Source organism: Burkholderia sp. L-4 (assembly GCF_056856535.1).
The window spans coordinates 3522205-3537027 of the sequence record NZ_JBXEOX010000001.1; the positions used below are offsets into that span (position 1 = coordinate 3522205).

The 14823-nt window shown below is 67.6% G+C and carries 12 protein-coding genes; 3 read left to right on the forward strand and 9 right to left on the reverse strand.

Features of this window, described 5'->3' with window-relative positions:
• Nucleotides 1-8 precede the first annotated feature (8 nt).
• The 8 genes from esaR to def all read right to left on the reverse strand — a co-directional run bounded on the left by esaR (nucleotide 9) and on the right by def (nucleotide 8552).
• A complete protein-coding gene (gene esaR / locus AC1VVG_RS16420) occupies nucleotides 9-710 on the reverse strand; it encodes a response regulator transcription factor EsaR (protein ID WP_034190229.1) in 702 nt (233 codons plus the stop codon).
• Nucleotides 711-3125, reverse strand: a complete 2415-nt coding sequence (esaS, locus tag AC1VVG_RS16425) for a sensor histidine kinase EsaS (RefSeq protein ID WP_482835846.1) — start codon at nucleotides 3123-3125, stop codon at nucleotides 711-713.
• Nucleotides 3115-3705 (reverse strand): DUF4390 domain-containing protein, encoded by a 591-nt coding sequence (locus tag AC1VVG_RS16430; RefSeq protein WP_034190340.1) that lies wholly within the window; start codon nucleotides 3703-3705, stop codon nucleotides 3115-3117. Before AC1VVG_RS16430 ends, esaS begins: the two co-directional genes overlap by 11 nt.
• A complete protein-coding gene (gene rsmB / locus AC1VVG_RS16435; protein ID WP_069706588.1) occupies nucleotides 3702-5093 on the reverse strand; it encodes a 16S rRNA (cytosine(967)-C(5))-methyltransferase RsmB in 1392 nt (463 codons plus the stop codon). The genes AC1VVG_RS16430 and rsmB overlap by 4 nt, the downstream gene beginning before the upstream one ends.
• 228 nt (nucleotides 5094-5321) lie before the next feature.
• Nucleotides 5322-6179, reverse strand: a complete 858-nt coding sequence (gene htpX / locus AC1VVG_RS16440) for a zinc metalloprotease HtpX (protein WP_059561479.1) — start codon at nucleotides 6177-6179, stop codon at nucleotides 5322-5324.
• 100 nt (nucleotides 6180-6279) lie between these two features.
• On the reverse strand, nucleotides 6280-6921 hold the full coding sequence (locus tag AC1VVG_RS16445) for a LysE family translocator (RefSeq protein WP_482835847.1): 642 nt from the start codon (nucleotides 6919-6921) through the stop codon (nucleotides 6280-6282).
• Nucleotides 6922-7031: 110 nt separating this feature from the next.
• Nucleotides 7032-8015: a methionyl-tRNA formyltransferase gene (gene fmt, locus AC1VVG_RS16450; protein WP_034190224.1), complete on the reverse strand. Its 984-nt coding sequence runs from the start codon at nucleotides 8013-8015 to the stop codon at nucleotides 7032-7034.
• A 33-nt stretch (nucleotides 8016-8048) separates the two neighbouring features.
• Entirely contained in the window at nucleotides 8049-8552 is a 504-nt protein-coding gene (gene def, locus AC1VVG_RS16455; protein WP_006477461.1) for a peptide deformylase, read from the reverse strand.
• 185 nt (nucleotides 8553-8737) lie between these two features.
• Between def and dprA the strand changes: the two genes are divergently transcribed.
• The 3 genes from dprA to AC1VVG_RS16470 all read left to right on the forward strand — a co-directional run bounded on the left by dprA (nucleotide 8738) and on the right by AC1VVG_RS16470 (nucleotide 13287).
• Nucleotides 8738-10051, forward strand: coding sequence for a DNA-processing protein DprA (gene dprA / locus AC1VVG_RS16460; RefSeq protein WP_482835848.1), 1314 nt, complete (start codon nucleotides 8738-8740; stop codon nucleotides 10049-10051).
• 36 nt (nucleotides 10052-10087) lie between these two features.
• The gene (locus AC1VVG_RS16465; RefSeq protein WP_034190222.1) at nucleotides 10088-10468 is read left to right on the forward strand and encodes a thioredoxin family protein; all 381 of its coding nucleotides are present in this window, start codon (nucleotides 10088-10090) and stop codon (nucleotides 10466-10468) included.
• Nucleotides 10469-10662: 194 nt separating this feature from the next.
• Nucleotides 10663-13287, forward strand: a complete 2625-nt coding sequence (locus AC1VVG_RS16470; protein ID WP_034190221.1) for a DNA topoisomerase III — start codon at nucleotides 10663-10665, stop codon at nucleotides 13285-13287.
• A 131-nt stretch (nucleotides 13288-13418) separates the two neighbouring features.
• Here AC1VVG_RS16470 and AC1VVG_RS16475 read toward each other — a convergent pair whose 3' ends face one another.
• Nucleotides 13419-14468, reverse strand: coding sequence for a LysR family transcriptional regulator (locus tag AC1VVG_RS16475; protein WP_482835849.1), 1050 nt, complete (start codon nucleotides 14466-14468; stop codon nucleotides 13419-13421).
• Between the last annotated feature and the right edge of the window lie 355 nt (nucleotides 14469-14823).

Sequence of the window (14823 nt, forward strand, 5' to 3'; positions counted from 1 at the left end):
AAATATTTTTATACGGCGCCTTCGGTCGGCTTCTTGCCGAGCTCGACGCCGAGCTGCTTGAGCTTGCGGTACAGGTGCGTGCGCTCGAGGCCCGTCTTCTCCGCGACGCGCGTCATGCTGCCGTTCTCGCGCGCGAGGTGATATTCGAAGTACGCGCGCTCGAACGCGTCGCGCGCTTCGCGCAACGGGATGTCGAACGGGATCGCGGCCGTCTGGCCCGCCAGGCCGAGTGCCGACGCCATGTCGTCGCCGAGCGTCGGCAGCGCGGCCGCGGACGCAACCGCCGCGGGCCCCGCGGCCTGTCCGGCGCCGGCCTTCGCCGCCGCGTTCGCCGACACCGGCGCCGCGCCGCGGGCGAGGCCGTGCTCGACGGACTTCAGCAGCTTCTGCAGCGCGATCGGCTTCTCGAGAAAATCGAGCGCGCCGATCTTCGTCGCCTCGACGGCCGTATCGATCGTCGCGTGCCCGGACATCATGATCACGGGCATCGTCAGCAGCCCTTGCGCCGCCCACTCCTTGAGCAAGGTCACGCCGTCGGTATCGGGCATCCAGATATCGAGCAGCACGAGATCGGGCGCCTGATTCAGCCGGTATTCCCGCGCGGCCTGCGCGTTCTCCGCCGCCTCGACGACATGTCCTTCATCGCTGAGGATCTCCGAGAGCAATTCCCGGATGCCCATTTCATCATCTACCACCAGGATGGTTGCCATTTACGCTGCCTTTGTCTGCTCACTTGCTTTTGTCTTAGCGGGGGTCGCCCCGTCCTGTGCGCGATGTTCGGCGCCTGGCGTATCGCTTGCCATCTGCAGGAACAGGATCGACACCTGCGCACCCTCAACGGTCTCGCCGTGCATGCGATTGCGCAGATCGATCCGCGCGCCATGCTCGTCGACGATTTTCTTGACCGTGGCCAACCCGAGCCCCGTGCCCTTCGCCTTCGTCGTCACATAAGGCTCGAACGCGCGGGTCAGGATGCGTGCCGGAAAACCGGGCCCGTTGTCGGACACGGTAAGACGTACCGCGACGCGCGTTTTACCCTCGGCGTCGGGATCGCCATATTCTACTGTCTTGGTTTCGATCAACACACGCGGATGAGCGGACTCCGCGACCGAATCCTGCGCATTCTGCAGCAGGTTGTGAATCACCTGGCGCAGTTGCGTCGCGTCTCCGCGTATCACCGGCAGCGACGGCGCGAGCTCGGCGACGATCGGGCTCTTGCCTTCGCCGACACCATACAGCCCGAGCACCTCGCTCGCCAGTTCGTTCAACTGCAGGTTCGCGAGCACCGCCGGCGGCGTGCGCGCGTATTCGCGGAAATCGTCGACCATCCGCTTCATCGCCGCGACCTGGTTCACGATCATCGTCGCGCCGCGCTTGAGTACGTCCGCATCGGGCGGCGCGAGCTTGTCGGACAGCTTCATCTGCAGCCGCTCGGCCGACAGCTGGATCGGCGTCAGCGGATTCTTGATCTCGTGCGCGAGCCGGCGTGCGACCTCACCCCACGCGACCGACCGCTGCGCGGAAATCACGTCGGAAATGTCGTCGAACACGACGACGTAACCGGACGTCTGCGGATCGTCGGCCTGCCCTTCGACCGTCGACACGAGGCGCGTGCCGCGCACGAGCAGCGTCAGCGGATCGCTTTCCCCCGGCACCTCGATCGCGAACTGCTGCTGCCAGTGGCCGCGGTCGCCGCTGCCGCCGTCGGACGCCGCCTCGCGATCGGCGAACGCCTTGCGCACCATCGCGCCGAACCCCGCGGCCACGCCGATCCGGTCGAGCGTCGTGCCGATCATCGAGTTGAACGGCTGCCGGAAGATCCGCTCGGCGCCGCGATTGGCCGTCGTCAGCCGGAACTGGCGGTCGAGCACGAACACGCCGGCCGTCAGGTTCGCGAGGATGCTCTCAAGATACGTCTTCGAATGCTCGAGCGCGATGCGGTTCTTCTCGACCGCGAGCCGTGCCTCGGACAACTGCCGTGTCATCGCGTTGAACGACTGCGTGAGGAAGCCAAGCTCGTCGCGCGTCTTGATCTCGCGCTTCGGCGTGTAATCGCCTTCCGTGATCTCCTTCGTGCCCTGCGCGAGCAGGAACAGCGGCCGCGCGAGCTGCTGGCCGAGCGCGAGCGCGAGCATCATCGCGATGAAGGTCGCGAGGAACAGCGCGAGCGTCAGCGTGCCGATGTACATCTTGCGCAGCCCCGTGCGGCCGAGCGACTTTTCCTGGTACTCGCGGTAGGCGCGCTGCACGGCGTCCGCGTTGTGCGCGAGCGTCGGCGGCACCGGCTGCGTGAGCTGCAGGAAGCGCTCCGCCGGCTGCAGCAGCGACGTCGTCGCATCGGGAATCGGCCGCACCACGCGCAGCCGCAGCGCGCCCTTCGCGCCATGCGCGCGCGGGTCGCCGTCGACCTCGCCCTCGATCGCCGCGTACGCGCCGTGTTCGCGCGCCTGGCTCAGCATCAGCGGTGTCGGCAGGTCGTCCGGAATCAGCGCCGCGAAATTGCCCGACGCCTGCGCGACGATGTGCAGGTCGGGCGCCGCGCCCGAGCCGCCGCGGCTCGGCTCGACGATCGTCGCGTCCTGCACGCCGAACTGGTCGCGCAGCCGCAGCAGCGTGAGCGTCGTGCCGTTCGTGTTCGCGTCGACGCTCGCGAGCTGGTCGGACATCAGCCGCGCCTTCGTCTGCAGATCGGACAGCGATGCATCGAGCATCCCGCGGCCGAGGTTCAGGCCGGCCGTCAGCGCCGTCTCGACGTTCACGTCGAACCACGACTCGATGCTGCGCGACACGAACTGGTACGACACGATGTAGATGATCCCGCCCGGCACCACGCCGACGAGCGCGAAGAACACCGCGAGTTTCGCGAGCAGCCGCGTGCCGAACTTGCCCTTCCTCAGGCGCACGACGATCATCCCGATCAGCCCGAGCACCACGAGCAGGAACACGAGCGCGACGACGATGTTCGTCGCGTACAGCCACGAGTAGTAGCGATCGAAGAACTCGGTGTTCGCGCTCGCGGCGGCGAGCAGCACGAGCAGCAGCAACGCGGTCAGCGCGACGGTCGAGACGATCACGCGAATGAGGAAGCTCTTCCCGCTGGCCGCGCGGCGCACTTTATTTAGCACGTTCGGTCACCGTGAAGTTGAAGCGCTTCCAGTCGGACCCGAGCGTCCAGTCGCGGTTGTTCACGGCATCGACCTGGAACGGCTTCGGCATCAGCGCCGTGTCGAGCTGCATCCGCACCGACGCCGTGTAGGTCTCGCCCGCGCGCACCTGGTTGCGGTCGATCACGTGCCACGACGTGATGTGCCGGATCACGGCGAGCGCGTCCTTCAGCGACGGGAAGCCGAGCTGCAGGCCGCCCGTCGACACGCGGTACTCGCGCGTGAGCGGCTGGAACGACAGGCGGATCGTCTGCGTCACCGCCACCGGCTGCTCGTCGAACCAGTACCAGCGCGCGCGGCTCAGCTCGAAGTCGGTCGTGAAGTAAAGCGGGATGCCCTTGTTGACGGCATCCTCGAGGTTCGGATTCAGCTCGAAGTCGAAACGCGCGTCGAGGCTCCAGCCGCTTCCGTCGGCCTGGAGCGACGCGCGCTGCACGGCGATCGATTCGGCATGCGCCGGCCGGACGACGGCCAGGCACAGCATCAACGCGACCAGCAGGACGGCCGCGAGCCGAAAGGGAAAAAGGTGTTTGATCGTCACCGTTTCTGGAACCGCGCGTAGAAAAATCCGTCGTGATCGGTGTTCTGGTCGAGTGCGCCGGCGGCCGCCCGTCCCTGCACGCCGCCCGGCAGCAGCTGGCCGGGGGCGTCCAATCGTACCGCATCTTCACAGGCCGCTTCAAACCAGCGGGCCTGCATTTCACCTTCTTCCGGGAAGATCGAGCAGGTCACGTAAAGCAGTTCGCCGCCCGGCTTCACGAGCGGCCACAGCGCCGACAGGATGCGGCGCTGCTCCGCGACGAGCGCCGGAATGTCGGCCTCGCGGCGCAGCCAGCGGATGTCGGGGTGCCGCCGCACGATGCCGGACGCCGAGCACGGCACGTCGGCGAGGATCCGGTCGAACGGGCGCCCGTCGTACCACGCGTCGGGTGCGCCGGCATCGCCGACGCGCACGTCCGCCTCGAGCGACAGGCGCACGAGATTCTCGCCGATGCGCGCCGCGCGCGTCGCATCGCTTTCGAGCGCAACGACTTCCGCGTCAGCGAGTTCGAGAATATGGCCGGTCTTGCCGCCGGGCGCCGCGCATGCATCGAGCACGCGCATGCCGTCGCGCGCGTCGAGCCATTCGGCCGCGAGCTGCGCGCCGGCGTCCTGCACCGACACGACGCCGTCGGCGAACCCCGGAATGCGTTCGACCGGCAGCGCCGACGCAAGCCGCACCGCGTGCCGGCCGATTGCGGTCGCTTCGATCCCGCTCGCACGCAGCGTCTCGAGATACGCGTCGACGCTCGCGCGGCGCGCATTCACGCGCAGCGTCAGCGGCCCCTGTCGTTCGCCGGCCGCGAGGATCGCCGGCCACGCATCGGGCGCTGCACGCTTCACCGCGTCGACCCACCATGCGCGGTAATTCCAGCGTGCGACCGGATCGTCCTGCATTGCCGCTACGAGCGCATCGCGTTCGCGCAGGAAACGGCGCAGCACCGCGTTGACCATGCCCTTCGCGAACGCGCATTCGCGGCGCGCGCCGATGACGGTGACGGCCTGGTCGACCACCGTGAACGCCGGATACGCGGCCTCGTCCGCCGGGTCGAGCAGCAGCGCGAGCGCGCCGGCGAGCACCGCATGCACGTGCGCGGGCGGCGCCTTGCTGACGAGTTTGCCGATCAGCCAGTCCGCGCTGCCGAGGCGACGCATCGTCCGGTAGGCGACGTCCTGTGTCGCACCGCGCGCGAGCGCCTGTGCGCCGGACGCCATCTGCGCGAATACCGCCGACAACGCTGCCGGCAGCGCGGTGCCGCGCCGTACCGCATCGACCGCCTGCGCGGCCGCGTCGAGCGCGAAGCCGAGCGAATCGGGCGCCAGATGCAGCGCGGCCAGACGCGCCGGGCGGCCGGAAGAAGACGGAGCGGAAGAACGGGTTCGTGTCATCGGTACGGAATCGGCAATCAGGCGCGGCAAACAAATACGGCTAACGGCAGGATCGCGGCGGCCGCGAGGCCCCGCGATCCCAAACCGCGCATTGTAGCGTGCGACCACGCGGCCCCTTTGGCCCCTTTGACCTCTTTAAGGCGCGCCCAAATGAAACACCCCGCAGCGCGAAGCGTGCGGGGTGGCGTGACGGCCCCCGCGCGGCAACGGCCGCGCGGGGGCCGGGGTTCAGTCGAAGCGGCCGGTACGCGCCATCTCCATCAGGCGCGCGATGCGCTCCTCGGTGGCCGGGTGCGTCGAGAACAGGTTCTGCAGGCCGCCGCCGTGCAGCGGGTTCATGATCATCATCTGCGCGGTGGCCGGATGGGCCTCGGCCGCCTGGAACGGGATACCCGCCGCATAGCGATGGATCTTGTCGAGCGCGGTCGCGAGCGACTGCGGATCGCCGGAAATCTGCGCGCCGCCGCGGTCGGCCTCGAACTCGCGGGCCCGCGAAATCGCCATCTGGATCAGCGCGCCGGCGATCGGCGCGAGCAGCGCGACCGCGATACCCGCGATCGGGTTGGCCGGCCGGCCGTTCTCGTCGCGCCCGCCGAAGAACATCGCGAAGTTCGCGAGCGCGGAGATCGCGCCCGCCATCGTCGCGGTGATCGTCGAGATCAGGATGTCGCGGTGCTTCACGTGCGCGAGCTCGTGCGCCATCACGCCGCGCATCTCGCGCTCCGACAGCACGCGCAGGATGCCCGTCGTCGCGGCGACCGCCGCGTGCTCGGGGTTGCGGCCCGTCGCGAACGCGTTCGGCGCATCCTCGTTGATCAGGTAGACGCGCGGCATCGGCAGGTTCGCGCGCGTGGCCAGCTCGCGCACCATCCGGTAGAACTGCGGCGCCGTGTTCTCGTCGACTTCCTGCGCGTTGTACATGCGCAGCACCATCTTGTCCGAGAACCAGTACGAGAAGAAATTCATGGCGAGCGCGAACAGCAGCGCGATCGTCATGCCCCGCGAGCCGCCGATCATCCCGCCGATCACGATGAACAGGGCCGTGATCGCGGCCATCAGCATCGCCGTTTTGACCCAATTGAACATACCCACTCCTTATCCGTCAGGGGACCCGCCGCGCATCACAGCGCACGGCGGAAAATTGTAAGCGATTTGTTAGATAAGGTCTTGCCGGAAAAATTCAATCTCAGCGTTGCGCTGCCGCAAGACGCAGCCCAAGGCCCACGAACGCGCTGCCGACCGTGCGGTCGAGCCACTTCCTGACGCCCGGCTTGCCGGAAAAACGCTGCGTGACGCTGCCCGCCACCCATGCGACGAGGCTGGTCCAGACCGTGCTCATCGCGACGAACACCGCGCCGAGGGTCAGGAACGCCCATGCCTTGTGCGGGCTGTCGGCCGACACGAACTGCGGAAAGAACGACACGAAGAACAGCACGACCTTCGGGTTCAGCACGTTGGTCCAGAAGCCCTGCATGAACAGCTGGCGCAGCGGCTTGACGGCCGCGGCCTGCGCGGCTTCGGCGCCCGACGGCGCGGCGGCCTGCTTCGTGACGATCATCCGCACGCCGAGGTAGATCAGGTAGGCCGCGCCAACCAGCTTGATCACCGTGAACGCGGTGGCCGACGCCGCGAGCAGCGCGGTCAGGCCGAATGCGCACGCGAGCGCGTGCACGCAGCAGCCGGCCGAAATGCCGAACGCCGACATCAGCCCCGCGCCGCGGCCCTGCGCGACGCTGCGGCCGACGATGTAGGCCGTATCGGGGCCGGGCGTGACGTTCAGCAAGAAAACCGCCAGCACGAAGAAACCGAAATGGGTGATGCCGAACATGAAAACCTCGAAACCGGAGAGCGCAGGGAAATTCTACGCGCGCCTGCCGCGCCGCGCGACTCGGCCGTTCGGCCGATTGCGCAGGGCGGGCAGGTCGGATCGAATGGCGCTCAGGCCGCGTCGGGCAACGCGAAACGCTGGCCCGCGGCGAGCGGCGAGCCGGCCAGGAATTCGCGCGCGGGCAACCGCTTGCCGCCCGGCTTCTGCAACTGCGTGACGCGCAGCGCGCCGCTGCCGCACGCGACGACCACGCCTTCCGGCGCGGCTTCGACGATCGTGCCGGGCGCCGCGTCGCCGCGCGCCGCCACGGGCTCGGCCGCCCACAGCTTGATCGCCGCGCCGTCGAGCGTCGCGACGCCGCCCGGGAACGGATCGAACGCACGCACCTGGCGCGCGAGCACGTCGGCAGGCTTGCGCCAGTCGAGCGCCGCTTCGTGCTTGTCGATCTTTTCCGCATAGGTCACGCCGTCGGCCGGCTGCGGCGTCGCCGGCAGCGTGCCGTCGCGCTCGAGCCGCACGAGCGCGTCGACGATCAGCCGCGCGCCGTCGGCGGCCAGACGGTCGTGCAGCGTCGCGGTCGTATCGTCGGCCGCGATGGCGACACGGGCTTCCTCGATCATCGCGCCGGTGTCGAGGCCGACGTCCATCTGCATCAGCGTGACGCCCGTCTCGGCGTCGCCGGCCTCGATCGCACGATGGATCGGCGCGGCGCCGCGCCAGCGCGGCAGCAGCGACGCATGGATGTTGATGCAGCCGGCACGCGGGATGTCGAGCACTTCCTGCGGCAGCAGCAGGCCGTACGCGGCCACCACCATCACGTCGTGCGGCGTCGTGCGCAGCAGCTCGATCGCGTCGGCCGCCTCGGCCGGGTACTTGCCCGCGCGGCGCAGCGACGGCGGCTGCGCGACGGGCATCCCGTGCTCGACGGCGTAACGCTTCACGGCGCTCGCCTGCAGCTTCATCCCGCGCCCCGCAGGGCGATCGGGCTGGGTGAGCACGAGCGGCACCGGGAAACCGGCCTCGTGGATCGCGGCAAGGGCAGCCGCGGCGAATTCCGGCGTGCCGGCAAAAATCACGCGCAACGTATGGGTCATGAAAGCGTTCGGGTCGGGCAGGGGGAACGCGCGTTACATCGCGCGTTCGAGTTTCTTCATCTTCGTCTTGATGCGCGTCTGCTTGAGCGGCGACAGGTATTCGACGAACACGCGCCCCATCAGGTGATCCATCTCGTGCTGAACGCACACGGCGAGCAGGCCTTCGCAGTCGAGCTCGAAGGTCTCGCCCTGCTCGTTGAGCGCGCGCACGCGCACGTGATCGGGCCGCTCGACTTCGTCGTAGATGCCGGGCACCGACAGGCAGCCCTCTTCATAGATCTGCTTCGCGTCGCTCGACCACACGATCTCGGGGTTGATGAACGCGCGCAGCTCGTTCTTCTCCTCGGAGACGTCGATCACGATCACGCGCTCGTGCACGTCGACCTGCGTGGCCGCCAGGCCGATGCCGGGCGCCGCGTACATGGTTTCGGCCATGTCGGCGACGAGCTTGCGGATCCGGTCGTCGACCTTGTCGACGGGCTTGGCGACCTTGTGCAGCCGCTTGTCGGGGTAATGAAGAATATTGAGCAAAGCCATGGTGTTCGGTATTCGGTGGAGCGACGTGCCGCATCGGCCGTCCGGCCGACTGGTGCCGCCGCCGGGATGCAATGAAGATGGGGCGGATGCGTGGCGAATCAACGCCGCGGATCGCGCCTCCTGCAATCGGCCGGGCGCTTGTGCGCGCGGCCCTGTCGAGTATTTCGGATGATGAAAATTTTATCATGGCGCCACGCGGTTCGCTGGCCGCCGCATTCGAGGGCAGCCTCATGTCGCCGCAAGCGCTGACGCCGTCCGCGCTGCGCGCGTGGCTGCAGCTCGCGCATGCGCCCGGCCTCGCGCCGGCCGTGCTGCAGATCCTGCTCGATACCTTCGGTTCGCCGGCCGCGCTGCTGCGCGCATCCGACCCGGCCATTGCCGCGGTGAGCAGCGCCGCCGCCGCGCAAGCCGTCCGCGCGAGCGAGCGCGGCGATCTCGACGTGTGCACCGACGCCGCGCTCGCGTGGCTCGACGCGCCGGGCAATGTGCTGGTCACGCTCAACGATCCGGCCTACCCGCCGCGGCTGCGCGACCTGCACGATCCGCCGCCCCTGCTATATGTAAAGGGCCGGCTCGACCTGCTGCATGCACGCGGCCTCGCCGTGGTCGGCAGCCGGCACGCGACGCCGCAGGGGCTCGCCGACGCAACGGGCTTCGCACGCGCGTTGTCCGACGCAGGGCTCTCGATCGTCTCGGGCCTCGCGCTCGGGATCGACGGTGCCGCGCATCGCGGCGGGCTCGACGGCCGCTCGGGCACGGTCGCCGTCATCGCGACGGGCGCCGATCTCGTCTATCCGGCGCGGCATCGCGCACTTGCGCACGAGATCGCCGCGCGCAGCGCGATCGTGTCCGAATGGCCGCTCGGCACGCCGGCCCGTGCCGCGCATTTCCCGCGGCGCAACCGGCTGATTGCCGCGCTGGCGATCGGCACGCTCGTCGTCGAGGCCGCGCCGCGCTCCGGCTCGCTGATCACCGCGCGGCTCGCGAACGAACTGGGGCGCGACGTGTTCGCGGTGCCGGGCTCGATCCACGCACCGCTTGCCCAGGGCTGCCACGCGCTGATCCGCGACGGCGCGAAGCTCACCGCATCGCCGCTCGACGTGCTGGAGGAATACGGGTTGGGCGAACCGGCAGCGCGCGCGACGGGTGGTGCCGCGCGCGCCGACAGCCGTGACCCGACAGACGGCGAAATTCGCGCCCCCGAATCCGCCTCCATCGCACCAGCGGATTCCGCCGCAGCGGCCATCGCGCCGGCCCGGATCGACGCCCCGCCACCCTGCTCCCCGCCGGAGCGAGCCGTGCTTGCCGCCTTGGGATACGGCCCCGTTACCTACGAGTGGCTCGCCGAACACAGCGGCCTGCCCGACGACGTGCTGCACGGCGCGCTGCTGGCGCTGGAGCTGGCCGGCCGCGTCGCCAGCCTCCCCGGCGGACGCTTCGCGCGGCTTGACGCCGCGCCCACCCCGGCCGCGCGCGGCGTGCTACATTCCCCGGCATAGAGGCGGCCAAGCCGCCGACGATATCCAAGGAATTCCATGCCCGCGCTGAACCTCGACACCGATGCGGATCGGATCGCCGAGCGCCTCGCCGATCCCGGCACGTTGCTCGTCGCCTGCCTGTGCGCCGAGTGGTGCGGCACGTGCCGTGACTACCGGACGGCCTTCGACCAGCTCGCCGATGCGCATCCAAACGCCTGTTTCGCCTGGATCGACATCGAAACGCATGCCGACCGGCTCGACGATCTCGACGTCGAGAACTTCCCGACGATCCTGATCGAGGACGCCAACACCGCACGTTTCTTCGGCACGGTGCTGCCGCACGCGGCGATCGTCGAGCGGATGCTGTCCGACCTGAGCGCGGTACCCGGCGCGCCGCACGCACCGAAATTGCGCAACGTCCTGATCGTCGAAGCCTGAATTCGCCGGCCGGCGCAGCGGTTGGGCGCGTGTTTGCGCGCCTCGCCGCGGCGGGGCGCTTGCCGCCGTTGCAGCCCCCCTCTATGATGGGCCGCTTTTTACACGCCGAGCCGCCGTCGCTGCGGCGTGTGCTATAAAGCGGTCGTAAAAGCGACCCACAACCGGCGAACCCGGTCTACCAACACACACCTGTCATGTCCAAAGCACTGATCATTGCGGAAAAGCCTTCTGTCGCGAACGACATCGCACGCGCTTTGGGCGGCTTTACCAAGCATGACGAGTATTACGAGAGCGACGATTTCGTCCTTTCGTCCGCTGTCGGCCACCTGCTGGAAATCGCCGCCCCGGAAGAGTACGAGGTCAAGCGCGGGAAATGGAGCTTCGCGCATCTGCCCGTCATCCCCCCGCATTTCGACCTGAACCCGATCGCAAAAAGCGAGTCGCGCCTCAAGGTGCTCACGAAGCTGATGAAGCGCAAGGACGTCGACCGCCTGATCAACGCATGTGACGCGGGGCGCGAGGGCGAACTGATTTTCCGCCTGATCGCGCAGCACGCGAAGGCGAAGCAGCCGGTCCAGCGCCTGTGGCTGCAGTCGATGACGCCGCAGGCGATCCGCGACGGTTTCGCGAACCTGCGCAGCGACACCGACATGCAGCCGCTCGCCGACGCCGCGCGCTGCCGCTCGGAAGCCGACTGGCTCGTCGGGATCAACGGTACCCGCGCGATGACCGCATTCAACAGCAAGGGCGGCGGCTTCTTCCTGACCACCGTCGGCCGCGTTCAGACGCCAACGCTGTCGATCGTCGTCGAACGTGAAGAGAAAATCCGCCGCTTCATTCCGCGCGACTACTGGGAAGTGAAGGCCGAGTTTGCGTGCGCCGGCGGCTTCTACGAAGGCAAGTGGTTCGACCCGAAATTCAAGCGCGACGAATTCGATCCGGAGAGGCGCGACTCCCGCCTGTGGAGCCTGCCGGCCGCCGAAACGATCGTCGCCGCGTGCCGCGACCAGATCGGCACGGTCTCCGAGGAATCAAAGCCGTCAACGCAACTGTCGCCGCTGCTGTTCGACCTGACGAGCCTGCAGCGCGAGGCGAACAGCCGTTTCGGCTTCTCCGCGAAGAACACGCTCGGTCTCGCGCAGGCGCTGTATGAAAAGCACAAGGTGCTGACCTACCCGCGTACCGACGCGCGCGCGCTGCCGGAAGACTACCTGTCGACGGTCGAGTCCACGCTCGAGATGCTCAAGGAGAGCAACAACTACCTGCCGCATGCGAAGCAGGTGCTCGACAAGGGTTGGGTCAAGCCGAACAAGCGGATCTTCGACAACTCGAAGATCAGCGACCACTTTGCAATCATCCCGACACTGCAGGCGCCGAAGTCGCTGTCCGAGCCGGAGCAGAAGCTGTACGACATGGTCGTGAAGCGCTTCCTCGCCGTGTTCTTCCCGGCGGCCGAATTCCGCGTCACGACGCGGATCACCGAAGTCGCCGGCCATCACTTCAAGACCGAAGGCAAGGTGCTCGTCGAGCCGGGCTGGCTGCAGGTGTACGGCCGCGACGCCGAAGGCGCGGACGCGAACCTCGTGCCGGTGCAGAAGGACGAGAAGGTGAAGACGGACGAAATCGCCGCCGTCGCGCTCGTGACGAAGCCGCCCGCACGCTATTCGGAAGCGACGCTGCTGTCGGCGATGGAAGGCGCGGGCAAGCTCGTCGAGGACGACGAGCTGCGCGAGGCGATGGCCGCGAAGGGTCTCGGCACGCCGGCAACGCGTGCGGCGATCATCGAAGGCCTGCTCGGCGAGAAATACCTGCTGCGCGAAGGCCGCGAGCTGATCCCGACCGCGAAGGCATTCCAGCTGATGACGCTGCTGCGCGGGCTCGGCGTGAAGGAACTGACCGCGCCCGAGCTGACCGGCGAATGGGAATACAAGCTGTCGCAGATGGAGCGCGGCAATCTCGGGCGGGACGCGTTCATGCAGGAAATCGCCCGCATGACGCAGCAGATCGTCAAGCGCGCGAAGGAATACGATTCCGACACGATCCCCGGCGATTACGCGACGCTCGAGACGCCATGCCCGAACTGCGGCGGCCAGGTGAAGGAAAACTACCGCCGCTTCGCGTGCACGAAGTGCGAGTTCTCGATCTCGAAGATCCCGGGCAGCCGGCAGTTCGAGATCCCGGAAGTCGAGGAATTGCTGCAGAAGAAGGAAATCGGGCCGCTGTCCGGCTTCCGCAGCAAGATGGGCCGCCCGTTCTCGGCGATCCTCAAGCTGTCCTTCGACGACGAGACGAAGAACTACAAGCTCGAGTTCGATTTCGGCCAGGACCAGGGCGGCGAGGAAGGCGAAGCGCCCGACTTCTCCGCGCAGGAACCGGTCGGCGCGTGCCCGAAGTGCAAGGGCCGCGTGTTCGAGCACGGGATGAGCTACGTGTGCGAGCACTCGGTGGCGAACCCGAAGACCTGCGACTTCCGCTCGGGCAAGGTGATCCTGCAACAGGAAATCACGCGCGAGCAGATGGGCAAGCTGCTGGCCGACGGCCGCACGGATCTGCTGCCGAACTTCAAGTCGTCGCGTACCGGCCGCAACTTCAAGGCGTTCCTCGTGAAGCAACCGGACGGCAAGATCGGTTTCGAGTTCGAGAAGAAGGAGCCGAAGGCCGCCGCCGCGAAGAAGACGGCAAAATCGGCGACGAAGGAGGCCGAAACCGTGACGGAAGGCGCCGAAGAAAAATCGGCACCGGCCCGCAAGACGGCCGCCAAGACCACGGCGACCAAGACCGCCGCCCGCAAGACGACGACGCGCAAGACGGGGTCGTAACGGCCCGGCCGCCGGGAGCCTTCCCCGGCGTATCGGGCTGCGCCAGGCAGCCATGAAAAAAACGCGGATCGATCGCTCGATCCGCGTTTTTCTTTTGTGCCGGCGGCAACCGCCGCCCGGCCGTCGCGCCGTTACAGCGGCGACGGCGCCGCGACGCGCGTGCGCGGCGAACGCGGCAGGCGCGGCGACAGGTTCGGGTCGGCCGCTTCCGGCTGCTCGGCACGCGTCTCGACGCCGATCGGCGCGAGCGCCGAACTCTGCGCGGCCCACTGTTCCCCCATCATCGCGTCGGTCGAGTGGCTGAAATACTCGACGAGGTGGTCGATGAAGGTCCGAACCTTCGCAGGCAGATGGCGCCGGCTCGGGTACGCGATGTTGATCTCGACCTGCGGCAGCCGGAAATCCGGCAGCAGCCGCACCAGCGCGCCGCGCGCGATGTCGCTGCCGATCAGGTAGCTCGGCAGGATCGCGACGCCCATGCCGAGCAGCGCGAACTGGCGCAGCATCGCGGTGTTGTTCGCGACGATCACGTTGGTCGGGCGCACGCGCACTTCGCCGTCCGGCCCCGTGAACACGCGCTCGTCGCCCCAGTATTCGGTCGGCAGGCTCAGGCTCGGGTGCTCGGCGAGCTGCTCCGGATGCGTCGGCACACCGTGCTTCTCCAGGTAGCTCGGCGTCGCGCACACGGTCATGCAGCCGGTGGTCAGGCGCCGCGTGACGATGCTCGCGCTGCGCATCTGGCGCGTGACGACGATACCGACGTCGAAGCCTTCCTCGACGAGATCGACCTGCCGGTCGACCAGCGTGAGATCCGGCACCACTTTCGGGAAATTCTCCGTGTACGACTGCAGCACGGGCGCGAGGTTGTGCAGGCCGAACACGACCGGCGCGACGATGCGCAGCGTGCCGACCGGCTCGTGATTGCGCGCGACGACCATCTGCTCGACGTCCTCGAGCTCATCGAGGATCTGGCGGGCACGCTCCAGATAGACCTGACCCGACTCCGTCAGGGAGAGGCTGCGCGTGGTGCGATTGAGCAAACGTGTGCCAAGCCGGCCTTCCAGGTCGGCGACATGGCGCGTCGCGACCGCGTTGGAGATATCCATTGCGCTCGCGGCCCGCGCGAAACTGCCGAGATCTGCAACCTTGACGAACACGCGCATCGACTGCAAATGATCCATAAACGACTCCTGCCGCTAATACAACTTCAAAAAGATGAAGCAAATGCGTAATTCTCCTACGACAGCGGAAATGATGCAGAGTTGCTCAACAAGGCACCGGTTGACGATAAAAATAGTCAAAAATCCTCGCCTTACGCGGATGGATGATCCAATTATTCTGATTGGAGCAACAATTGGGTGAACCTCGTCGAGTAAGCAGCCGAATCAGGAAGGACGTGTCTGATGCGACACAACAGCGCACCCTTCCACACTGCGCGCGAGCGGCGCCCGGTCAGGCTCCCGCCAATTGCGGCGGAGCGTAACAACCTGTTAAAAAGACACCATGAAGGCGGCCGACGTAGCATCATGTCGGCCC

Coding starts and splice junctions, on each gene's coding strand:
- esaR (WP_034190229.1), bottom strand. CDS start 710: ATGGCAACCATCCTGGTGGTAGATGATGAAATGGGCATCCGGGAATTG.
- rsmB (WP_069706588.1), bottom strand. CDS start 5,093: ATGACACGAACCCGTTCTTCCGCTCCGTCTTCTTCCGGCCGCCCGGCG.
- htpX (WP_059561479.1), bottom strand. CDS start 6,179: ATGTTCAATTGGGTCAAAACGGCGATGCTGATGGCCGCGATCACGGCC.
- AC1VVG_RS16445 (WP_482835847.1), bottom strand. CDS start 6,921: ATGTTCGGCATCACCCATTTCGGTTTCTTCGTGCTGGCGGTTTTCTTG.
- fmt (WP_034190224.1), bottom strand. CDS start 8,015: ATGACCCATACGTTGCGCGTGATTTTTGCCGGCACGCCGGAATTCGCC.
- def (WP_006477461.1), bottom strand. CDS start 8,552: ATGGCTTTGCTCAATATTCTTCATTACCCCGACAAGCGGCTGCACAAG.
- dprA (WP_482835848.1), top strand. CDS start 8,738: ATGGCGCCACGCGGTTCGCTGGCCGCCGCATTCGAGGGCAGCCTCATG.
- AC1VVG_RS16465 (WP_034190222.1), top strand. CDS start 10,088: ATGCCCGCGCTGAACCTCGACACCGATGCGGATCGGATCGCCGAGCGC.
- AC1VVG_RS16470 (WP_034190221.1), top strand. CDS start 10,663: ATGTCCAAAGCACTGATCATTGCGGAAAAGCCTTCTGTCGCGAACGAC.
- AC1VVG_RS16475 (WP_482835849.1), bottom strand. CDS start 14,468: ATGGATCATTTGCAGTCGATGCGCGTGTTCGTCAAGGTTGCAGATCTC.